The following is a 21,607-nucleotide window of genomic DNA, read 5'->3' on the forward strand; positions in this document are numbered from 1 at the left end:
CACTCATATTGGATTAATTGTTGTGAGTTAGCTGCTCGCCAGTTTTTCAGCTAAATAATCCACTAAAACCCGCACTTTGGCGCTCAGATGACGATTTTGGGGGTAGAGCGCCCAAATGCCTTCTTTGGCTTCGCGGTGTGCGTCGAGGAAGGAGATAAGTTTGCCTGCATGAATATCTTCTTCAATATAATAATCAGGGAGTTGTACTATCCCTATGCCCTTTAACGCCGCATCCCGCAGGGCATAGCCGCTGTTGCAGATAAGGTTGCCGCGTACCTTAATATTGCGCTCGCGGCCATGTTCAATAAAGCGCCAGTAATTGTGATTCCCGATCAGACAATTATGTTGATTTAACTCCGAAAGCGTATGGGGCTCACCGTATTTTTCAACATAACTGGGCGAGGCGGCCACATAATGGGTGCGGCTACTCAAGGGTTTGGCCATTAGGCTGGAGTCGGCGAGTTTGCCAAGGCGAATGGCTAAATCATAGCCGCCCTCAATCAAATCTAAGGTTCTGTTGGTCAAGTCAACATTACATTCCACACTGGGATACTGCACCATAAAGTCATTGAGTAACGGCATGATAAATTTTTCACCGTAGGCTACGGGCGCGGTGAGTTTTATCAGCCCTTGAGGCGAGTCTTTAAGATCGGTAATCGCTCGCTCAGCTTCCTCTAGTCCAGTTTGCAATTGGCGGCAATGGCGATAATAAATCGTGCCTTCTTCGGTGAGCGATACCTTGCGCGTCGTACGGTAAAACAGCTTAGTGCCGAGGCGATTTTCCAGCGCGCCGACTTGCCGACTCACGTGGGCGGTGGATACATTGAGGCGCTGTGCGGCCAAGGTAAAGTTCTCGGCCTCGGCCACTGCTACAAATTCTGATATGCCATCCCAAAGGTACATTGTTGCTTCTCAGTAAAAATGAATTGCCAAAATGCTAGATTATCAATCCTCAGGAAATAAATACAATCTAGTGACTGCATTACCGCACACTATTTTTAAGCTTATCCGTCCGCCTCAATCTATGCTTACAAGCGAGTAGGGCATGAGGTAAGCCGTAAATTGATAAGCCCATTGATTAAAAGAAGGAAAGACAAGCATGTCGAACGAAAAACCACAGTTTATCAAGTCAAAGGCCGCCGTGGCCTGGGGGCCGGGACAGCCGCTCAAGATTGAAGAAGTCGATGTGATGTTACCTAAAGCCGGCGAAGTATTAGTTCGCATCGTGGCGACTGGGGTGTGCCATACCGATGCGTTTACCTTAAGTGGTGACGATCCAGAAGGCGTGTTCCCAGCGATCCTCGGCCATGAGGGCGGTGGTATTGTTGAGCAAGTGGGCGAAGGCGTGACCAGCGTGCAGGTGGGCGACCATGTGATCCCTCTCTACACGCCTGAGTGTGGTGAATGTAAATTCTGTTTATCGGGTAAAACCAATCTGTGCCAGAAGATCCGCGCGACTCAAGGCAAAGGTTTAATGCCTGATGGCACCACGCGATTCTATAAAGATGGCCAGCCCATTTTCCATTACATGGGCTGTTCTACCTTCTCTGAATACACGGTATTACCTGAAATTTCATTGGCTAAGGTTAATAAAACTGCGCCATTGGAAGAGATCTGTCTGCTGGGTTGTGGTGTGACGACAGGTATGGGCGCCGTAATGAACACCGCTAAGGTGGAAGAAGGCGCGACTGTGGCGATATTCGGCCTAGGTGGTATCGGTCTTTCGGCCATTATTGGTGCGACCATGGCAAAAGCCAGCCGGATTATTGCCATTGATATCAACGAATCTAAATTCGAACTTGCCCGTAAATTAGGGGCAACCGATTGTATTAATCCGAAACATTTCGACAAACCCATTCAAGAGGTGATTGTCGAGATGACCGATGGCGGCGTGGATTACTCCTTCGAATGTATCGGTAATGTTAATGTGATGCGCAGCGCGCTTGAGTGTTGCCACAAGGGCTGGGGCGAATCAGTGATCATTGGTGTTGCGGGTGCAGGGCAGGAGATCTCCACCCGTCCGTTCCAACTGGTGACAGGTCGCGTATGGCGAGGTTCTGCCTTCGGTGGCGTGAAAGGACGTTCGCAATTACCTAAAATCGTTGAACAATACCTTGCAGGTGAGTTTAAGCTCGATGACTTTATCACCCACACTATGGGACTTGAACAAGTCAACGAAGCCTTCGACTTGATGCATGAAGGCAAGAGCATTCGCAGCGTGATCCATTTCGATAAATAATTGCGCTCTTTGTCATCACAGCAGCAGATAACCGCTAACGACTTATCTGCTGCTTATGTGTTTTAAGCTTGTGATAGGGTCTTGAACGGCAAGCTAACCACTGAAAGTGAACAGGAAAGGGATTGACATGACAATAGAAAATATCAGCTGTAATAAGAGTTTTGGTGGTTGGCACAAACAGTATCGCCATCAATCTCAGGCGCTGAACTGCGAGATGCGCTTTGCGATTTACCTGCCACCCGAGGCGGCCAACAAATCAGTGCCTGTGTTGTATTGGCTATCTGGACTCACCTGTACCGATGAAAACTTTATGCAGAAGGCGGGCGCGCAGCGTATTGCGGCGCAGTTGGGAATGGCTATCGTCGCTCCCGATACCAGTCCTCGTGGTGATGATGTTGCCGATGCACCGGATAAAGCCTATGACTTAGGTCTTGGCGCAGGGTTTTATGTGAATGCGACCAGAGCACCTTGGAATCGCCACTATAAAATGTACGACTATATCGTGCATGAGCTGCCAGCGCTGATTGAAGCGAATTTCCCCGTAACCGGACAGCGCGCCATCTCTGGCCACTCCATGGGCGGGCATGGCGCGTTAGTCATTGGATTAACCCATCCCCACAGATATAGCTCCATTTCGGCCTTTAGCCCTATCAGCAATCCAAGTAATGCGCCTTGGGGGATTAAAGCCTTTACCGAGTATTTAGGGGAAAATCGTGAGCACTGGCGCCAATATGATGCCTGTGAGTTACTCAAATTGGCGATCAGCGAAGTGCCTATTTTAGTCGACCAAGGCGATGCGGACAGTTTTTTAGAAACACAATTAATGCCACACACGCTCAGTGATATCGCCAAAACGAAAGGCTATCCCTTAGATTTGCGTATGCAGGCGGGCTACGATCATAGCTATTACTTTATTGCGAGCTTTATTGAAGAACACCTTAAATTCCATAGCTTGTATTTTAAATAAGGCTGTTTAGCGTTAGCCCCTCTTTGCATTCAACCTCAGAGTTAAAGCCTAGGGTTAAATATTAAAAAGCGCGGAGAACTCAAGTTTACCGCGATTTTATTTTCTATAGATTAATTGCGATGTCATTCAGGATGTCTTGTTGACCCATTGCGCCTGAATGATTTGAACGCCGCGGCTATATCTCAAAAGAAAAAAAGCTGTTAAGTTCTCGAAATTAAAGATGATTCATTCTCTATATTCTCATCACCCAATATTGGCGAATAAATATACGCAAGGATAGGAGTTCAATATGAAATGGATGTTCGTGCTGTTACTGGCGATAACGAGTACCGCCAATGCCATGATTATTAGGCATGATGTCGATGACGCGAAATATCAAGCGGCGGCGCAAAGCGATAATTCGACGGTCACCTTTTTAGGACTTTATAAAGGTGATGAAATCGTGCTTGGCACTGGCAGCCTTATCGATAAGCAATGGATTGTGACGGCGGCGCACGTGGCTAATGAGCTAACGGTCGGCAATAAGGTGCAATTTAAAACGCATTTTTACCCGATTAAAGACGTGATAAAACATCCACTTTGGAAAGAGAGGCACTTTCCCTACGATATTGCCTTGGTTCAATTGGCTTCTTCCATTGAGGATGCAACACTCGCTAAATTGAATCATGCCACAACCGAAACGGGCAAAATCGCCACCTTCGTCGGACGTGGCGATTATGGTAATGGGCTAGTGGGCGTTGCGGGGGCCGATAAACAGTTGCGTGCGGCACACAATGCCGTGGTCGGAGTGCAGGAGCAATGGCTGCAATTTATCTTTGACCGCGACGCGAATGCCTTACCATTGGAGGGGATAAGTGGCCCAGGAGATTCAGGTGGTCCAGCGTATCTCGTCTCCACCGATTCAGTTTGTCTTATCGGTGTCAGCTCATGGCAAAATGCTGAGTCAACCAATTGGGAAGAAGGCAAGTATGGCGTGATTGAGCATTACTCACGCATTTCCTATTTCAGGGATTGGATTGAGAAAACACTTTGGAAGATATCAGGGATATCGCCAGAAATCTGTCCTGATTAAGGTATTAGATTGTACTTTTGCGATAAATTGCCGCTATTTCACTACTCTCTATTGTTTGCTCTCATAAAAACGGATGTGTACATCGGTGAGTTTGGCCTAATTTAACCTGAGCTCGGGATAAGTAGAGCCGCTGAATAGGCATCTTTTCTGGCCTCTCTGCGTTGCTCTGTCTCACCATCGCTCGCTATGGCATACGACAGAGCGCCTTGATATACACAAAAAATCTGCGCATTCAGTCAGAAAAAATATTTTTCTTTCAAAAGAATCATTTATGGCATTGATTTAGTTAGGGCGTGTTGACGTTTCGAGATTAGATTTTGTTCGTTCTGGCAAGCATGTGCTCGGAGGAATGATGTGTAGTTTACTCAAATGACGAGCGGCTCTTATGACTGAAAGTAAGAGCAAGGGCTTGCCAGACGAACCCTTCGGGCAGCATTTGGCTGGCTTTTCTGCCGCGTTATCGTCCGTTTATGTAGAATAACTACACTGCACGGACTTTGCCTTGCATAAAAGCCAGCCACATTGCTGCAAAAATAACCCTGAAACGTCAACACGCCCTAGTTAAATTTAGATTTTTTCGACACTCGTTACCCCGAGTTCAGGTTAATTTACTTTTTGAAGAGCATCATATTTCGTTTATTTAATTGTTTGGATAAGTGAGCCTGTCGTGTTTTGAGGAATAATTTGAAACAATGTATTTTAGTGATTAGATAGTAAAAATTTATTTTAAACAGTAAGTTATTTTTCTATTCATGGGAATGAAGTGTGTTTAATGGAGGGATAATGAAAAAGATAAAGCTTGTGGCGTTTTTGAGTTTAATGTTGTTGGGCGGTTGTGCTTCTTACACTACGCCTGGTGGCAGTGTGGCTATCGGCAGCTTAGCAGATTCGGATATTAATGCGCTGATGTCGGTGCAAGCGGCTGCAACATTCCCTGCACATTTTGCCGTGGCACGTATTCAGGCGCCGGGTTATGCATCCTACCGTTTAAGCAGTTTTGGCACAGGCCGTTACAGCGTGGTCACTACTCGTGAAGTCGAAACCGAAGCCGATTTTGCTCAATTAGGTAAAATGCCGCAGGTGGCAGGGATTGCACCGTTAAATCGTATTTTGTTGCCGGAGCAGTTAGATTCCATCAAATCATTGCGGGAAGCTGCGGCAAGACTCAAAGCGGATATCTTACTGATTTATACCTTTGATACCTCTTTCCATGCGGGTGAGCAGCAATTTGCGCCACTGAATGTCATTTCCCTTGGGTTTTTAAAAAATAAAGAAGTGAGCGTGACGACAACCGTCTCGGCGGCTCTGTTTGATGTACGCACCGAATATTTGTATGGATTAGCGGAGTCGACGGCAAAGGAAAGTCGAAACGCATCGGTATGGAGCACCTCTGATGCAGTCGATGATTTGCGCCGAGAGACTGAAAAACAAGCGTTTTCGCAGCTTATTCCTGAAATTGAAAAAACATGGTCGGGAGTGATTTCGCAATATGTGAATTCATCAATGAAGGCGACGAACTAAACGTTGTACTCGTTTTAAGATAAACAAATGCCGCGCTTAATCGTTTAGGTTTGAACGGTTAAGTGCGGCATGACAGTGCTAAAGACTTAAGTTAATTAACAGCTTGAGTGGATTAACACTCAACAATGTTCACCGCAAGGCCGCCTTTGGCGGTTTCTTTGTATTTACTGCGCATATCTTTACCTGTATCCATCATGGTTTTAATCACTTTATCCAGTGATACCTTGTGGTTACCGTCGCCGCGCAGCGCCATACGTGAGGCGTTAATGGCCTTGATTGCGCCCATTGCATTACGTTCAATACAGGGCACTTGCACTAGACCGCCAACGGGATCGCAGGTCAAACCTAGGTTGTGTTCCATACCGATTTCGGCCGCGTTTTCAACATGTTCCACTGTGCCGCCCATAATTTCGGTTAAGGCGCCAGCCGCCATCGAGCAGGCTACGCCGACTTCACCTTGACAGCCAACTTCAGCGCCTGAGATCGAGGCATTTTTCTTATACAAGATACCAATTGCAGCGGCGGTTAACAGGTAACGGGCACAAACGTCGATATCGACTTCTTGCACGAAGGTATCGTAGTAACAAAGCACGGCAGGAATAATACCTGCGGCGCCGTTTGTTGGTGCAGTCACAACGCGATCGCCTGCTGCGTTTTGCTCGTTTACCGAGAGGGCGAATAAATCGACCCAATCCATTGCGGTTAATGGATCGACGTTGTTACGGCCTTCGGCTTTGAGGCGACGATAGAGTGCTGGCGCACGGCGACGAAGTTTTAAACCGCCTGGCAAAATGCCTTCTTTTTGGTAACCACGTTCAATACAGGTTTTCATGGTTTGCCAGATATTCCACAGCTTGGCTTTGACTTCTTCTTCACTGGCTAGGCTAAGTTCGTTGGCCATCATTAAGGATGAAATGCTTAAGCCATGTTCAGTACAAAGTTCGAGTAATTGGGCGCTGCTGTTAAAATCATAAGGTGCTGATTCAATTTGCGATGCTGGTGAGGCATTACGTTGGTTGATTTCATCTTCATCTAAGATAAATCCGCCACCGACAGAGTAGTAAGTGCGCTCAAAAATACATTCGCCTTTGCTGTAGGCATACAGTGTCATGGCGTTCGCATGGGCGGGAAGGGTTTTACGTCTGTGGTAGGTAATGCCGTCTTCACGGGTAAACTTGACTACTTTGCCGCAGCTGAGGGTAAGGGTCTCATTTTTAGACACTTGCTCAAGAATGCCATCGATGCTGTCGGTATCGACGGTTTCAGGATCTTCACCCATCAAGCCTAAGATGACCGCCTTACCTGTGCCGTGGCCTTTGCCGGTTTGGCCGAGGGAACCAAAGAGTTCGGCTCTTAATTCATCCACTTGGGCAATCTGGCCCGAATCAGCAAGGTGCTGCATAAAAATTTTGCCCGCTTTCATGGGGCCAACAGTGTGTGAACTCGAAGGGCCAATGCCGATCTTGAACATATCGAATACGCTAATCATGATTGAAGTCCTGTTGTGTCTCGATTTTTATTTTAGTGTGTGCGGATGAACTTTGCAGTTATCGTGTTAATACGCTGGTTTTTAGGGCATCAACTCTGGCAAACTGCAGGCATTATCCACGTAAAAATAGGCTTGTGTGATACGCTTATGTTCAGTATCCCATAAATCAGTATCAAGATTCACATTAGTTTTTTTTATTAGAAAGTCTTCGGATAAGCTGAGCTTAATTAGCGGATCATTAATGTCGATTTAATGGCCTACATTATCGGTTTTGGGTAAAATTTGACGGTAAATGGCTCGCTTTTTGGGGATTTTTGTGAACCCTGTAGCCAGTATCGCTATGGTTATTTTTTGAGTATGAATAAGAAATTTTAGGGAGAATTATGAGTTATCTAATGCTGGATCTGCTGTCTTTAGAGGTCAGTGAGGCTGAAGCTGAGATGCTGCGCCATCCGCAAGTGGGCGGTTTGATCCTGTTTTCCCGCAACTTTACTAGCCGTGAGCAATTAATTGCCTTGGTGCAGCTGATCCGCCAAATTCGTCCCGAGATTTTGATTGCCGTCGACCATGAGGGCGGACGAGTACAACGTTTTCGCGAAGGTTTTACGCTTATTCCGGCCATGGGGGATATTTTGCCAGCGGCTAAGGGCGAGATGGCATTGGCGAAACGTTGGGCCTGTGAGCTGGGTTTTTTAATGGCCATTGAGTTACTCGCCTGTGACATCGACTTAAGCTTTGCGCCTGTGCTCGATCTTAACGGCATTAGCCAAGTCATTGGCAAACGTAGTTTTAGTGCAAAGCCCGATGAAGTGATTGCGTTAGCGCAGAGTTTTATTGAGGGTATGGCCGAGGCGGGCATGGGTGCCGTGGGTAAGCATTTCCCAGGTCATGGCAGTGTGGCGGCAGATTCCCATATTGCGCAACCTATCGATGAACGTGAGGCTGAGGCGATTTTTAATCAAGATATTCTGCCGTTTAAGGAGTTGATCGCTCAAGGTAAATTATCAGGCATTATGCCTGCCCATGTGATCTACCCTAAAGTTGATCCCAATCCTGCGGGCTTTTCAACCTATTGGTTAAATCAGATCCTTCGCCAAGATCTGGGTTTTAATGGGGTGATTTTCTCCGACGATCTGGGGATGAAGGGCGCATCTTTTGCGGGAGATTATATAGGCCGCGCTCAAGCTGCGTTGGATGCGGGTTGCGATATGATTTTGGTTTGTAATGATAATCCAGGTGTTATGTCACTCTTAAACGGTTTTGTATGGCCTTCTGCTGCACCGAAACATCCGGCGAGTTTACTTAAACCTAATGCGGCGCAGACTGCTATCGCATTAGAAAATAGTGCTCGTTGGGAAAATGCTAAGCAGCTGGCCGAGCAAATACAGCTCGCACAACAGGCAAAAGTTTGATGTAGCGCAAGGTTCTGCAATGAATATTTGCTAGGGTTAGTGGCATGCGCCGTGTTTGGCAGATTGTTAAAAGGTCTCAATATGATTTTTTATCTTCATGGATTCGATGCGACTAGCCCTGGTAATCACGAAAAAATGCGTCAGTTGCAGTTTATTGACCCAGATGTAAGGCTTATCAGCTATAGCACTTTGCATCCCAAGCATGATATGCAGCATTTATTGAAAGAGGTCGCCAAGCAAATGCAGTATAGCGACGATCCCACGCCGTTAATGGTGGGCGTCGGTTTGGGGGCGTATTGGGCTGAGCGAATTGGCTTTTTAAATGGGTTAAAGTCGGTGTTGATCAATCCCAATCTTCATCCAGAAGAGACAATGCAAGGGAAAATTGATCGCCCGGAAGAGTATGCCGACATCGCCAATAAGTGTGTTTCAGAGTTTAGGTTGAAGAATACCAACAAAGCGATGTGCATTCTGTCTCGTCTTGATGAAGTGCTCGACAGTCAAGCAACGTCCAGTGAACTCAGTTGTTTTTACCCTATCGAATGGGATGAAACTCAACCCCATAAATTCCCCCAATTAGCGGCCCATTTGCCTAAAATCAAAGCTTTTAAGCTAAACGGTTAATACTCGTTTGCAGACTCATCATTAGACCGCGCATCGCTACTCATTTGTAGGGGAATAGGTTTGGTTTTCGTGTGATTGCCAGCCTTAGCCTTCGCTCATTTCCATATTTCAGTTCGTTATATGTACGGGGTTGCTGCTTATGCTACCGAGCGTCATGTATTGGTATATCGATATATTTCATATTTGGAATGGTTGACGGTATATATTATTGGTTTGGTTGGCTATTTCAGTAAAAAGCATTAAATAAGTACTGTAAGAGTGGATTTATCTATCATTTTGTTGAAATTTGTAATTAATTGTGTAAAGTAGCGCGTCTTAATAGTTTGTTACAAAATGCTACAAACTTTTATGCCATTAGTCCATTTATGGACAACCTTTTGCGTATGTCGCCCGACACAGCTAACAGCGGTCTTGTTAGCTGTTTTTTTATGCGTTTCATTTCATTTGTTTCACTCAGTAAATCCATCACTTAACACATTTATAACGTAACTAAGCTCAAATCTCGGCTATGCTTAAACTCGCATGAGAATAACAAGCTAACCTTGTTCAGGAGTCTTAAATGAAACGGGTGCTAATCAAATTAACGGGAACCGTACAGGGTGTGGGCTGTCGGCATGCGACACTGACAAAGGCTCGAGCCTTGGGCGTTACAGGTTATGTGACTAATTGCGTCGATGGAAGTGTCGAAGTGCTCGCACAGGGCAGTAATCCTGCTGTAGATAATCTTATTGCCTGGTGTGAGTTAGGCGTGCCTTGCACCGATGGATTAATGGTGCAGGTGGAAGAAGACCAAGGCGATGATATTTATTTGGATTTTTCAATAGTGCGCTGACTTGCTGCTAAATTCAGTCTGGGTGAGTCTTGAATGGTCATGGGGCTATTGGTGATAAAAAGCGGTAATTACACTCGTATTACCGCTTTTTATTTAGCATTGATCGGCTGGCGTTTTATGCGCTAGGTTGCGCCATTTTACGGATCTGGATCACCATGCCCATTTCGGGATGATCGAGATAATGAATTTCATCACTTTTCACTCGGCGATTCTGTTCCAGCGGAATAGACATCAGGTAAGGCGTCATCACTTTAACAGGCGTCGCATTAGTATTTGTGCTGGTTTCATCGGTCAGCACAGGCATTAACTTACGTCCTTCTTTGCGAAGATTTAAGGCCGTTTCGATATAGAGGTAGTGGCTGAGGTAAATATTCAGCGTGCCATCAAGTTGCCAAACAGGAGAGGGTAGCAATGGTGCCGAACTTTCTAAAGCCATTCCTTGGGAGCCTTGAGTATTTTGTATCGAACTGTTTAACGCTTGTTGCACAATTTGGCGGCCATCGAAGTGGTAGTTGGCGGAGAAATCCTTACCAGCAAATAGGCGAACAGGCACTGAGCCGCTTTTACCCGTCATAGGTTGCTGCCATGTCATGTGCAGTAGACTGCGATTACCACGTTCTCTGGATAAGCTATTAACGATACTTGCAAACTGACCTTGGTTGCTTGCGAGTAATACCGGGCCACTGCCAAGTTTGGCGTAGGTTTGGCTGCTACTGCCGATTTCCGATGGGATCATGCTTGGGTAACGGTACTGGGTGGTCGTTGTGCTTGGGCCTGTGATCCTTAAGCCGCCACTAGTGCTATTATCGGTGTTATTAGTGGCATTCGTATTTGTGTTTTCTGCGCAATGGCTATTGGCATCGGCATCATAAACAAGTGTGCAAGGCGCAGACTCATTACTCATGGAGACCACAGCCTGACCTACAACCGGTGAGATTAGGTCGATTGCACTATTGGTTTTCGTCTCAATTGGGGCCATAGGCCATTGTTCAGTTGACTGGCTTTGGCGTTCGAAAATATAGACTTCAACCTCGAACCACGCCTCAGCACGGGCAAGTGAACTGTGTGAAAGTGCAATAAGTGTAGCGATAGAGACCGCGAGTTGACGTAACACTATTTATCTCCAAGACGATGTTGCGATTGATGTTGAGATAGTTGTTCGAGCAAGAGCTTGACTAACGCGAGCCTCTCTTTTGCCGTTTCGGCGCTGAGCATGAACTTTAACTTATTCGGCCCGTCCATTCGATAGATTTGTGGCTGACTTTGCAGTAATCCAATGATAAAGCCTGGGTCGATATTATGATCTTGGCTAAATTCGATACTGCCACCCTTGGCGTGTACCTCAATTTTAGTCGCCCCTAGCCGAGTTGCCTGATGTTTATACAGAGTCATTTCCATCAAGTTTTTAGTGGCCTCGGGCAGCAAACCAAAGCGGTCGATAAGCTCAACTTTAAGTTCGTCTAAGGCTTCTTCGCTGTCACAACTGGCGATACGCTTGTAGAGCGACAGACGAATATTCACATCACCGACATAGTCTTCAGGTAATAGGGCCGGAATTCTGAGCTCCATTTCACATTGCTGATTGAGCATTTGCGCCAGAGATGGCTCTTTGCCTTGCTTAAGCGCTTTGACCGCCGATTCAAGCATTTCCATATAGAGGCTAAAGCCAATTTTTGAGATATGGCCGCTTTGCTCATCACCTAAGAGTTCGCCTGCGCCGCGGATCTCTAAATCTTGGGTGGCGAGCATAAAACCGGCACCTAAATCCTCAAGGGCATCGATGGCTTCGAGACGTTTGCGAGCATCGCTAGTCATACGTTTAGGATGTGGCGTCATCAAATACGCATAGGCTTGATGGTGAGAGCGACCCACACGGCCACGTAGCTGATGCAACTGGGCTAAACCAAAGGTGTCGGCGCGTTCGATAATAATGGTGTTTGCACTAGGGACGTCGATACCGGTTTCGATAATAGTGGTACAGACTAACACGTTGAATCTTTGGTGATAAAAGTCCGACATCACCCGCTCAAGATCCCGCTCACGCATTTGGCCATGGGCGACCACAACCCGCGCTTCAGGTAACAAGGTACTAATGTCTTGGGCACATTTTTCAATGGTTTCGACATTATTGTGCAGGTAATAGACTTGGCCACCACGGAGGATTTCACGCAATATAGCCTCGCGCACCGTCGCGGGATCGGATTCGCGTACAAAGGTCTTCACCGCCAAACGCTTAGCGGGAGGTGTGGCAATAATCGATAAGTCGCGCATTCCCGACATCGCCATATTTAAGGTGCGAGGGATAGGCGTAGCTGTGAGGGTCAAAATATCCACATTGGCCCGCAGTGCTTTAATTTTCTCTTTTTGTCTGACACCGAATCGGTGTTCTTCGTCGATGATAAGTAGGCCTAAATTCTCAAATTTAGCCTCGGATTGCAGCAGCTTATGGGTGCCAATCACGATGTCGACTTTGCCTTCTTCGAGCAGTTTCAGCACTTGAGTTTGCTCTTTGGCGGTTCTAAAGCGTGACATCACTTCAATCACCACCGGCCAGTCGGCAAATCTGTCCTTAAAGTTTTCGTAGTGCTGCTGGGCGAGTAACGTGGTGGGTACCAGCACAACCACTTGTTTACCCGCATTCACCGCCACAAAGGCGGCGCGCATCGCGACTTCGGTTTTCCCAAAGCCCACATCACCACAAACTAATCTGTCCATTGCGGTTGGCGATTGCATATCGGCGAGCACGGCATGTATTGCGCTTTCTTGATCGACGGTTTCTTCAAAGGGAAAACCTTGAGCGAATTGGGCGTATTCTTCGTCATTGATTTCGCAACTCTCACCCGGACGAGCTTGGCGACGTGCATAGACATCGAGAAGTTCTGCGGCCACATCGCGGATTTTTTCAATGGCTTTATTTTTTGCCTTAGCCCAAGTGTCGTTACCGAGTTTATTAAGATGCGTTTCCCCATCGGCGCCAACACTATAGCGGCTAATTAAATGTAAATTGGAAACGGGGACATAGAGCTTATCGCCGCCTGAGTACTCAAGTTGCAAATATTCAGCAACAATGCCGCCAGTATCGAGGGTGACTAAACCTTGGTAAAGGGCAACACCGTGCTCTAAGTGTACGATCGGCTGGCCAACTTTCAGCTCGGCTAAGTTTTTGATTAAGGTATCGTTACTGATCTGACGCTGTTTTTCGCGGCGACGCTGCTGTGAAATCCGCTGGCCGAAGAGCTCAGTTTCGCAGATGATGCTGACGGCAGTTTGTGCGCCGAGTCCCAGTACACAACCACGGGATAAGGGCGAAACGATCAAGCCAAGTTTGGTATCAGTTTTAATAAACTCATCAAAATGACTAAATACCGTAGGCTTTAACTGGATTTTACCTAAGAGTTCGAGCAGCGCTTCACGGCGACCTTCAGATTCTGCGCTAAATAATATGCGCGGCGCCTGCTCAGCATAATCCTGCAGTGCGATTAACGGCTGCTTTAATTTGTGATTGGCGCTTACCTCAGGCAAGGCTCTGGCATCAATTTGCGCCGCAGCACCATTGGTGTCAGGATTTGGGGCCACAAATTGATAGCGAGGTAGCGGCTTAAAGGCGGCAAATAATTCTTCTATCAGTAAATACAGTTCTTTAGGGGCAAGCAGTGGTCGTAGCGGATCGACCCGTCGGTCTTCATACCGTGTTTCCACTTCATGCAAATGGGCGCGAGCGGATTTTTCGATATCGCCCAAGGTGACTAACTGAGTGTCCTTCGGCAGGTAATCAAATAGCGTCGCGACCTCATCGAAAAACAGTGGCAGATAGTTTTCAATCCCAGCGGGCATCAAATTTCGGCTCACCAATTGATAAACTGACTCTGGCTCTTTAACGATCACCTCAAAACGGCGGCGATAGCGTTGTCTAAAGCCTTCGATGGCACTGCTATCGGTTGGAAATTCTTTTGCCGGTAATAATCGCACCGCATCGACGGGTGTAGAGGATCGCTGGGTCTCTGGGTCGAAATGGCGAATAGTTTCAACTTCATCATCGAAAAGCTCGATACGCAGCGGCATATTCACGCCGGTAGGGAAGATATCGAGAATTGAGCCCCGAATGGCAAACTCGCCATGTTCGTAAACTTGCTCAACTAAGTGATAACCCGTGTCGGTTAATTGCTGGCGCACATCATGGAGCTGATATTTATCGCCCTTTTTAAGCACAAATACATTGGAGCTTAAATAGGATTTCGGCGGCAAGCGCATCATCAGTGTCGTCACCGGCACGATAACCACGCTGTGCTCGGCATGGCTGATTTGTGACAGGGTTTCTAAACGCTGGGAGATCAAATCCTGATGGGGTGAAAAACTGTCGTAGGGCAGGGTTTCACGGTCAGGAAACAGCCGCACCTTAATGGTGGTGTTCGCTAATAAATAATTAAGCTCTAACTCGAGACTCAATGCCGTTGGTGTGTCACTGGTGACAATGAGCGTGGTGCCTGGGTGTTGGCGTATCAAGCTGGCGAGGGTGACCGCTTGACCCACTCCGGCGATACACGACAGAGTTTGCATTTGAGTGCCATTTTTTACAACGGGCGGTGTTAGGGCTGAAATATGTGTCATTGGCGTGGGATAAACGGATTCATTCACAAATAGTTGCATTTATTGTAGTGACTTGGGCGCGAGGGTGCTAGTGAAAACTCTCGTCTTTATTGGCGTTCGTCCCTAGCTTGTTTACGCAGTTTAAGTTGTTTTTGTTGAACATTTAGGCTCGCTTTGACCAGTTGCTCCACATCCGAATCCAGTATTTGGCTAAATTCGAGGTCGATTAGATAGGGCGACGAGGCGTTGTGCTGCTGTGCTTGCTGCGCAGTTGATAGGGCTTCCTGTGAGAGCATACAAGCGGTGACCTTGGCAAAACATAAAATAGCGACCAGTTCGTCATGGATAAATAAGGTAACTTTAAAATGGCGCCCTAGAGGTAATTTGGTCGTGCTGATTATGCGAATACCGCTACCACCAAACTGACAACCATCATATTTATCACCTTCTTGGACTTCTTTTTCGAGCACGTGTTGCAGGACTAAATCCACCTTGCGTGATTGTAGCTTGAGAAAATCCACCACAACCTTGGCTTCATTATCTAAATGCCGCAATTGTAACAAACAGCTCGCTTCGAGGGCTTTTACTTCACTCAATAGCTGGATCCCTAAGGATTGCATTGATCTTAAAGCCATTTCATTGGGTAGAGGTCGGTTTTCGTCCCAGAGGCTTAAGTAAGCGGTAAAGGGATGAGGCACACTAAAATACGGATTGGTGTCAGTGAACAAGGCTTGCCTCTTTATTTATAGAACCTAAACCCCTATTATCGTGCCCATCTTTATGATTTAGCAAGTTCAGCACACAGGACGCAGCCCTCTTTCAATGGATCTTCGATTCCCTCTCTACGTTGGTTACCGTTATTGGCGGGCCAGAAAAGCAAACGCATTTGCTTCTTTTATTACCTTATTTGCCGTTTCGGGCATTTTTTTAGGGGTTGCCGCCTTGATCGTGGTCAGTTCGGTGATGAATGGCCTCGAAGGGCAATTAAAGCAGCGCATCCTCGGCGCTGTACCGCAATTGACTGTTTATACTAAAGCTCCATTAAGCGATTGGACTATTGCGGCAGAAAAGCTAACTAAGCTGCCCGGCGTGCAAGGGGTGACGCCAAGTGTGTCGACGCAAGCCATGGTGCAGTCGGCGGCGAATATCCGCGCCGTGCAAGTGTTTGGGGTGTTTCCAGAGCTTGCCGAAAAACTGTCTATGGTGGCGCAACATACCTATTCCGGCGCGTTTAACGAGCTAACCAGTGGCCAGTATAAGGTCATTTTGGGCAGCGAGCTTGCCCGTCAATTAAAAGTCAGCCCTGGGGATTCGGTACGCTTATTAAGTGGCGATGGCGTGGTGTACTCGCCGCTTGGCCCTGTGCCCAGCCAACGTAAGTTTTTAGTGTCTGCGGTGTTCGAAATGGGTTCACAAGTGGATGCGGGCGTTGCATATATCCATTACCAAGATGCAAAGCGGTTAATGCGTCAGCCCAGTGATGAAATCAACCAGCTAAGGCTGTATTTAAACGATCCTTTTAACGCGCCTGCGCTTGCCAAGGATGTGCAGCAAATCTTAACAGAGCAGGGTATCGAGGCGACCACGAGCGATTGGCGTGACACCTATGGACATCTATTTAGCGCAGTGAAGATGGAAAAAAACATGATGTCGCTGATGCTCAGCCTGATTGTGGCGGTGGCGGCATTCAATATTGTCTCGGCGCTGGTAATGATGGTTGTCGATAAAACCACCGATGTCGCAGTGCTTAAAACCCAAGGTTTAAGAACCTCTGCTGTGATGGGCATTTTTGTGGTGCAAGGTTTATTGAATGCGGTGTTAGGTTTAGCACTGGGCTTAGTGGTGGGTATTCTAATTACCCTTAATTTGAATGGCATTATGGCAACCCTGGGTATTTCGATTTTAGGGACTGGACAAATGTTGCCGGTAAAACTGGCGCTTGGGCAATTGTCGCTGATTATTGTCGGTACCTTAGTGGTGACCCTAGTGGCAACTCTTTACCCTGCGCTACGGGCTGCAAGGGTGCAACCAGCCACAGCGCTGCGTTATGAATAACGGTGTTTTCAACGACTAAAATAATTGCTCCATCGTAAAAGTGGAGTGTAGACGTGGCACTTTGCCATGTCATATAGAATCAATAGCGAGAATCTCAATGCAAGATGTGTTACTGCAAGTGCAGGCGGTGAGTAAGAGTTATCACGACGGCGATGTAACCACGCAGGTGTTGTCTGATGTGGATTTACAGGTATTTAAGGGTGAACAGCTGGCGATTGTGGGCACTTCAGGCTCGGGCAAGAGTACGTTACTGCATATTATGGGGACGCTTGATAAACCGTCATCGGGAAAAGTGTTGTTGGCAGGTGAGGATTTATATCAAGTGAGCAGTGCGCGTCAGGCGCAGATCCGTAATCAGGATTTAGGCTTTATTTATCAATTTCATCATTTGTTGCCTGAATTTACCGCCCTTGAAAATGTGGCAATGCCGGCATTTATCCAAGGTCGTGATCGCAGCCAAGCGCAAGCCGATGCCAAGGTTTTGCTCGAGAGAGTGGGTCTTGGGCACAGAATGAGCCATATTCCTGCTGAGCTTTCGGGCGGTGAACGGCAACGGGTGGCAATCGCCCGTGCGCTTATCAACAAACCCAAACTCGTACTGGCCGATGAACCTACGGGAAATCTCGATGCGAAGAGCGGCGAGGCCGTGTATGAACTCATTCGCGAATTGGCCAATCAACTTGGTACCGCGTTTGTGGTGGTCACCCACGATCCTAAATTGGCAGCGCGGATGGACAGACAACTCACCATGAAAAATGGTTATCTGCAAGTACCGGAAAGCGCCCAATGAAAGGACCATTAGCCCTCTCAATTGGCTGGCGTTTTTACCGTGCGCGCCAATCCAATAGTTTTATTAGCTTTATTTCCTTTGCATCGACAGCGGGTATTGCTCTGGGCGTTGCCGTATTGATTATCGTGCTTTCAGCCATGAATGGTTTTGAGCGCGAGCTGGAGCAACGTTTACTCGGGGTGATCTCCCAAGCCGATGTGGTAGGCGTGAATGAGCCGATTGCTGACTGGCGCGCTGTTGAGCAAACCGCGTTGCAGATTGAAGGCGTTACGGCGGCGGCACCTTTTATCCGTATGCAGGGTTTAGTGCAAAAGCCCGGTGGTTTTCAGGGGCTTGCTGTTGTCGGTATTGATCCTGAACAAGAGGCAAAAGTCTCTACATTGTCGCAATTTATGACTCCCGAGACTTGGCAGAGTTTGAGTGAAGATGATAATCACATCGTCCTTGGTGAAAGTTTGCTGAAAAAATTAGGCCTCGAAGTCGGCGATACCCTCGCTTTGTATGTACAAGATCTTGACCCTGAACATGCGGGAAGTTTACGTGCGGCAAAAAGCCATCGCTTTGTGGTGTCAGGTGTGTATCGCTTAGGTGGAGAGCTTGAATTAACCACCGCGTATATTCCCATGCGTTATGCGGCAAATATCCTGAATTTACATCAAGGCGTGACGGGGGTTCGCATTAGTGTGGCACAGGTATTCGATGCGCCAGCGAAAATTCGCGAGTTAGGTTATGCGTTGAATCAGTCAGTGTATATTAGTGATTGGACTCGAACACAAGGTCATTTATATCAAGATATTCAATTGGTTCGCACCATAATGTACCTCGTATTAGTACTGGTGATTGGTGTGGCCTGTTTCAATATTGTCTCGACCTTGGTGATGGCGGTGCGCGATAAGGCCAGTGAAATTGCGATCCTGATGACCATGGGACTGAGCCGTTTATCGGTAATGGGCATTTTTATGGTGCAGGGGGCATTAAACGGTTTAGTGGGGTGTGTGCTCGGTGGGGTGATTGGTATTGCGACAGCCATTAATCTCAGTGCTATTGCTCGTGGCATTGAGCAATTACTTGGGATCCAATTGTTATCTGCGGATGTGTATTTTGTGGATTTTCTTCCCTCCGAACTGCATATGGCGGATGCCGGTTTAGTGATTGCCACCGCGTTTATAATGAGCCTGATTGCAACCCTGTATCCTGCATGGAAAGCAAGTCAAATTGGCCCTGCGCAGGCATTGGCGGGCAGATAACTGGCGCTACCGTTCTGCACTTAAAAGCTCAAAAACAAAAGGCCAGTGATAATATCACTGGCCTTTTTGGTCTTGTTTTGCGCTAAACGTGATTAACGCTTTAAGCCTTCATTTAGTAAAGGACGCATGGTTTTTACTAATTCGGTCGTCACTTTCGGAGAACCTGCAACGATATTGCCAGAGATCAGATAGTTATGACCGCCAGTAAAGTCAGTGACTGTGCCACCCGCTTCACGACATAACAGATCGCCAGCAGCGATATCCCATGGCTTTAAGCCAATTTCAAAGAAACCGTCTAAACGGCCTGCGGCTACATAGGCTAAATCTAATGCTGCAGAACCTGTGCGACGTAAGTCTGAACAATGACCAAACACTTCGCCGAAAATGGCCATATAGGTTTCGGTATGTTGACGAGCTTTAAATGGAAAACCTGTACCGATAATGGTTGGTGCTAGTTCGTTAACATTGGTCACGCGAATACGGAAATCGTTTAATTTGGCGCCTTTACCACGGATAGCGGTAAATAATTCTTCACGAACTGGATCATAAACAACGGCAACTTCAGTTTTGCCTTTGTATTGGAGTGCGATAGAAACCGCAAAATGGGGAATGCCTCTAACGAAGTTGTTAGTGCCATCCAGAGGATCGACTATCCAAATATAGTCTTTGTTTTCACCGCGGTTTTCGCCTTTTTCTTCACCCACGATAGTGTGATCTGGGTAAGATTTACGAATTTGATAGGTAATAGCGGCTTCTGCTTCCTTGTCTACACTGGTAACAAAATCGTTGATACCTTTAGCACTGACTTCAACTCGGTCAAGTTCAGTGTAGGCACGCATAATAGTTTGGCCGGCCGCGCGAGCAGCGCGAACAGCAATCGTCAGCATCGGATGCATTGCAATCCCCTGGATGTTAAAGAACGTTAAAAATAGCGGGCGGCATTATACTCGATTTGATTGTTATATCAAATACCGATTTTCATATAAGCATTCGCGCACGCCTGTGATAGTATTCGCTCCCTGTGTTTTGTGAATTAAATTAAGTCGTTTCATGCTAAGTAATATTCGGGTGATTTTAGTGGGGACATCGCACCCCGGCAATATTGGCTCAACCGCCAGAGCGATGAAGACGATGGGGTTATCAACCCTGTATCTTGCTGAACCAAGATGTGAAGTGGACGGTCAATCCATTGCCTTGGCCGCAGGCGCTTCGGACATTTTAAAACATCTGGTTAAAGTGGATTCCTTAGAAGAAGCCATCGCCGATTGCAGTTTGGTGATTGCCACCAGTGCCCGTAGCCGTACCTTAGATTGGCCTATGCTCGATCCGCGAGAAGCAGGACAAAAGCTGGTGACAGAAAGTTTAGCAGGGCCTGTCGCCATCGTCTTTGGTCGTGAAAATCATGGGTTAACTAATGAAGAATTACAGCAATGTACTTACCATGTGGCGATTCCTGCTAACCCTGAATACAGCTCATTGAACCTCGCGCAGGCTGTGCAGATCATTTGTTATGAGACGCGTGTGGCACATTTAGCCCAAACGGAGGTGTCACAAGAGGTTGAAGAATATCCACTCTCTGCCGATCTTGAGCGTTTCTTTGTACATCTTGAAAGTACCTTATCATCGACAGGCTTTATTATTAAAAACCATCCCGGCCAAGTGATGACAAAGTTACGCCGTCTATTCAGCCGTGCACGTATCGAAAGTCAAGAAATGAATATTCTTCGGGGAATTTTGACTTCGATTGATAAAGTGGTGGGTAATAAACAAAAATAGCCAAAGCAAATTTGGTAAATAACGGTAATCGCGAAGGATTGAGTAATGGGTGTGATAGCTAGGCTAAAAGAAGACATTGAATCTATATATCACCGTGATCCCGCGGCGCGTAGCGCCTTTGAGATCTTGGTTAATTATCCTGGCATGCACGCCATTTGGCTGCACCGGATAAGCCATAAATTATGGAAGCGTGATTGGCGCTTAATGGCTCGTTGTTTATCGACTTTTTCGCGTTGGTTGACCGGAGTGGAGATCCATCCTGGTGCTACTATTGGCGATCGTTTCTTTATCGACCATGGTATGGGCGTGGTGATCGGTGAAACCGCTGAAATTGGCGATGATTGCACCTTGTATCACGGCGTGACATTGGGCGGCACCACTTGGCAAGCAGGTAAGCGTCACCCAACACTGGGTAATAACGTCGTTGTTGGTGCTGGCGCCAAAATCTTAGGTCCTATCACCATGCATGATGGGGCGCGTGTCGGCTCAAATTCTGTTGTAGTAAAAGATGTGCCTAAGGATACGACAGTGGTTGGTATTCCTGGGCGTGTGGTAGCAACGCCCTCACCACAATCAAAAGAAAAATCCGAACGCCGTAGTGCTATGGCTAAGAAGTATGGTTTCGATGCTTACGCGGTCTCACCTGATAATCCCGATCCCGTTGCTAACGCGATTGGTCAAATGCTGGACCATATGCATTTAATGGACTCAAAGGTGCAGGAATTGTGTCAAGCTATCCAGCGTTTAGGTGGCGATGTCTGCACCGAAAGATTGCCAGAGCTGAATGTTGGCGATTTTAACGATGTCGAAAAGGCGGCTGCTGATAAGCGCCAAAGTGCGCTTGATGAGTTTGATCCAAGTATATAGTCCTGAAAATAGTAGAGTAGAAGCAATTTCATTAGAGTGTCACCACTCTGCTAACGCTTTTATTTCGATAGTGCAAATCCCATTGCATAGCTTTTGAACACTTTGGGCATGCGTGCTCTGCTTTCATTT

The 21,607-nt window shown here is 47.0% G+C and carries 18 protein-coding genes; 12 read left to right on the forward strand and 6 right to left on the reverse strand.

All coding sequences use genetic code 11. The annotated features are described in order from the left end of the window. Positions 1–27: 27 nt before the first annotated feature. Entirely contained in the window at positions 28–903 is an 876-nt protein-coding gene (locus HG547_RS12085) for a LysR substrate-binding domain-containing protein (protein WP_037417872.1), read from the reverse strand. A 196-nt stretch (positions 904–1,099) separates the two neighbouring features. Between HG547_RS12085 and HG547_RS12090 the strand changes: the two genes are divergently transcribed. The 4 genes from HG547_RS12090 (at position 1,100) to HG547_RS12105 (ending at position 5,799) form a co-directional block, all read left to right on the forward strand. Further along, a complete protein-coding gene (locus HG547_RS12090) occupies positions 1,100–2,239 on the forward strand; it encodes an S-(hydroxymethyl)glutathione dehydrogenase/class III alcohol dehydrogenase (RefSeq protein ID WP_011622557.1) in 1,140 nt (379 codons plus the stop codon). Positions 2,240–2,366: 127 nt separating this feature from the next. Then, the gene (gene fghA / locus HG547_RS12095) at positions 2,367–3,206 is read left to right on the forward strand and encodes an S-formylglutathione hydrolase (RefSeq protein WP_140907035.1); all 840 of its coding nucleotides are present in this window, start codon (positions 2,367–2,369) and stop codon (positions 3,204–3,206) included. 289 nt (positions 3,207–3,495) lie between these two features. Further along, the gene (locus HG547_RS12100; RefSeq protein WP_169547970.1) at positions 3,496–4,278 is read left to right on the forward strand and encodes a S1 family peptidase; all 783 of its coding nucleotides are present in this window, start codon (positions 3,496–3,498) and stop codon (positions 4,276–4,278) included. Positions 4,279–5,061: 783 nt separating this feature from the next. Further along, positions 5,062–5,799, forward strand: coding sequence for a hypothetical protein (locus tag HG547_RS12105; protein ID WP_140907033.1), 738 nt, complete (start codon positions 5,062–5,064; stop codon positions 5,797–5,799). A gap of 112 nt (positions 5,800–5,911) precedes the next feature. Here the strand turns inward: HG547_RS12105 and HG547_RS12110 are convergent, their stop codons facing one another. Beyond that, positions 5,912–7,288, reverse strand: a complete 1,377-nt coding sequence (locus HG547_RS12110; RefSeq protein ID WP_037429797.1) for an L-serine ammonia-lyase — start codon at positions 7,286–7,288, stop codon at positions 5,912–5,914. Positions 7,289–7,671: 383 nt separating this feature from the next. Here HG547_RS12110 and nagZ point away from each other — a divergent pair, with 383 nt between their 5' ends. The 3 genes from nagZ to HG547_RS12125 all read left to right on the forward strand — a co-directional run bounded on the left by nagZ (position 7,672) and on the right by HG547_RS12125 (position 10,156). Beyond that, positions 7,672–8,700, forward strand: a complete 1,029-nt coding sequence (nagZ, locus tag HG547_RS12115) for a beta-N-acetylhexosaminidase (RefSeq protein ID WP_140907032.1) — start codon at positions 7,672–7,674, stop codon at positions 8,698–8,700. Between the two features lie 81 nt (positions 8,701–8,781). Next, positions 8,782–9,324 carry an alpha/beta hydrolase YcfP gene (ycfP, locus tag HG547_RS12120; RefSeq protein WP_169547971.1) on the forward strand — a complete coding sequence of 181 codons (543 nt, stop codon included), beginning with the start codon at positions 8,782–8,784 and terminating at the stop codon, positions 9,322–9,324. Between the two features lie 559 nt (positions 9,325–9,883). Beyond that, the gene (locus HG547_RS12125) at positions 9,884–10,156 is read left to right on the forward strand and encodes an acylphosphatase (RefSeq protein ID WP_037418308.1); all 273 of its coding nucleotides are present in this window, start codon (positions 9,884–9,886) and stop codon (positions 10,154–10,156) included. 115 nt (positions 10,157–10,271) lie between these two features. On the opposite strand, the gene HG547_RS12130 is transcribed toward HG547_RS12125, so the two are convergent. From HG547_RS12130 to HG547_RS12140, 3 genes are all read right to left on the reverse strand, one after another. Beyond that, on the reverse strand, positions 10,272–11,270 hold the full coding sequence (locus tag HG547_RS12130; RefSeq protein WP_140907029.1) for a peptidoglycan binding protein CsiV: 999 nt from the start codon (positions 11,268–11,270) through the stop codon (positions 10,272–10,274). Continuing rightward, complete coding sequence (mfd, locus tag HG547_RS12135) at positions 11,270–14,764, reverse strand: transcription-repair coupling factor (protein ID WP_169548037.1); 3,495 nt, start codon at positions 14,762–14,764, stop codon at positions 11,270–11,272. The genes HG547_RS12130 and mfd overlap by 1 nt, the downstream gene beginning before the upstream one ends. Before the next feature lie 86 nt (positions 14,765–14,850). Then, positions 14,851–15,471 (reverse strand): hypothetical protein, encoded by a 621-nt coding sequence (locus HG547_RS12140; protein WP_169547972.1) that lies wholly within the window; start codon positions 15,469–15,471, stop codon positions 14,851–14,853. Between the two features lie 94 nt (positions 15,472–15,565). On the opposite strand from HG547_RS12140, the gene HG547_RS12145 reads away from it, so the two are divergent. From HG547_RS12145 to lolE, 3 genes are all read left to right on the forward strand, one after another. Beyond that, positions 15,566–16,798 (forward strand): lipoprotein-releasing ABC transporter permease subunit, encoded by a 1,233-nt coding sequence (locus tag HG547_RS12145; RefSeq protein WP_169547973.1) that lies wholly within the window; start codon positions 15,566–15,568, stop codon positions 16,796–16,798. 97 nt (positions 16,799–16,895) lie between these two features. Next, on the forward strand, positions 16,896–17,588 hold the full coding sequence (gene lolD / locus HG547_RS12150; RefSeq protein WP_047535973.1) for a lipoprotein-releasing ABC transporter ATP-binding protein LolD: 693 nt from the start codon (positions 16,896–16,898) through the stop codon (positions 17,586–17,588). Continuing rightward, positions 17,585–18,835 (forward strand): lipoprotein-releasing ABC transporter permease subunit LolE, encoded by a 1,251-nt coding sequence (gene lolE / locus HG547_RS12155; protein ID WP_169547974.1) that lies wholly within the window; start codon positions 17,585–17,587, stop codon positions 18,833–18,835. The genes lolD and lolE overlap by 4 nt, the downstream gene beginning before the upstream one ends. Before the next feature lie 92 nt (positions 18,836–18,927). Here lolE and suhB read toward each other — a convergent pair whose 3' ends face one another. Then, a complete protein-coding gene (gene suhB, locus HG547_RS12160) occupies positions 18,928–19,731 on the reverse strand; it encodes an inositol-1-monophosphatase (protein ID WP_011072272.1) in 804 nt (267 codons plus the stop codon). A 154-nt stretch (positions 19,732–19,885) separates the two neighbouring features. Here suhB and trmJ point away from each other — a divergent pair, with 154 nt between their 5' ends. Both trmJ and cysE read left to right on the forward strand, forming a co-directional pair. Then, entirely contained in the window at positions 19,886–20,611 is a 726-nt protein-coding gene (trmJ, locus tag HG547_RS12165) for a tRNA (cytosine(32)/uridine(32)-2'-O)-methyltransferase TrmJ (protein WP_169547975.1), read from the forward strand. 45 nt (positions 20,612–20,656) lie between these two features. Further along, positions 20,657–21,478, forward strand: a complete 822-nt coding sequence (gene cysE, locus HG547_RS12170) for a serine O-acetyltransferase (RefSeq protein WP_037418369.1) — start codon at positions 20,657–20,659, stop codon at positions 21,476–21,478. Positions 21,479–21,607 lie beyond the last annotated feature (129 nt).

Source organism: Shewanella sp. DNRA4, assembly GCF_012843185.1.
Classification (GTDB): Bacteria; Pseudomonadota; Gammaproteobacteria; order Enterobacterales; family Shewanellaceae; genus Shewanella; species Shewanella xiamenensis.

Excerpts from the sequence above, each read along its gene's own strand:
- suhB (WP_011072272.1), bottom strand. The coding sequence starts at position 19,731 with ATGCATCCGATGCTGACGATTGCTGTTCGCGCTGCTCGCGCGGCCGGC.
- HG547_RS12110 (WP_037429797.1), bottom strand. The coding sequence starts at position 7,288 with ATGATTAGCGTATTCGATATGTTCAAGATCGGCATTGGCCCTTCGAGT.
- HG547_RS12105 (WP_140907033.1), top strand. The coding sequence starts at position 5,062 with ATGAAAAAGATAAAGCTTGTGGCGTTTTTGAGTTTAATGTTGTTGGGC.
- HG547_RS12085 (WP_037417872.1), bottom strand. The coding sequence starts at position 903 with ATGTACCTTTGGGATGGCATATCAGAATTTGTAGCAGTGGCCGAGGCC.
- fghA (WP_140907035.1), top strand. The coding sequence starts at position 2,367 with ATGACAATAGAAAATATCAGCTGTAATAAGAGTTTTGGTGGTTGGCAC.
- ycfP (WP_169547971.1), top strand. The coding sequence starts at position 8,782 with ATGATTTTTTATCTTCATGGATTCGATGCGACTAGCCCTGGTAATCAC.
- lolD (WP_047535973.1), top strand. The coding sequence starts at position 16,896 with ATGCAAGATGTGTTACTGCAAGTGCAGGCGGTGAGTAAGAGTTATCAC.
- HG547_RS12145 (WP_169547973.1), top strand. The coding sequence starts at position 15,566 with ATGGATCTTCGATTCCCTCTCTACGTTGGTTACCGTTATTGGCGGGCC.
- mfd (WP_169548037.1), bottom strand. The coding sequence starts at position 14,764 with ATGACACATATTTCAGCCCTAACACCGCCCGTTGTAAAAAATGGCACT.
- HG547_RS12100 (WP_169547970.1), top strand. The coding sequence starts at position 3,496 with ATGAAATGGATGTTCGTGCTGTTACTGGCGATAACGAGTACCGCCAAT.
- HG547_RS12090 (WP_011622557.1), top strand. The coding sequence starts at position 1,100 with ATGTCGAACGAAAAACCACAGTTTATCAAGTCAAAGGCCGCCGTGGCC.
- lolE (WP_169547974.1), top strand. The coding sequence starts at position 17,585 with ATGAAAGGACCATTAGCCCTCTCAATTGGCTGGCGTTTTTACCGTGCG.
- cysE (WP_037418369.1), top strand. The coding sequence starts at position 20,657 with ATGGGTGTGATAGCTAGGCTAAAAGAAGACATTGAATCTATATATCAC.
- HG547_RS12125 (WP_037418308.1), top strand. The coding sequence starts at position 9,884 with ATGAAACGGGTGCTAATCAAATTAACGGGAACCGTACAGGGTGTGGGC.
- trmJ (WP_169547975.1), top strand. The coding sequence starts at position 19,886 with ATGCTAAGTAATATTCGGGTGATTTTAGTGGGGACATCGCACCCCGGC.
- nagZ (WP_140907032.1), top strand. The coding sequence starts at position 7,672 with ATGAGTTATCTAATGCTGGATCTGCTGTCTTTAGAGGTCAGTGAGGCT.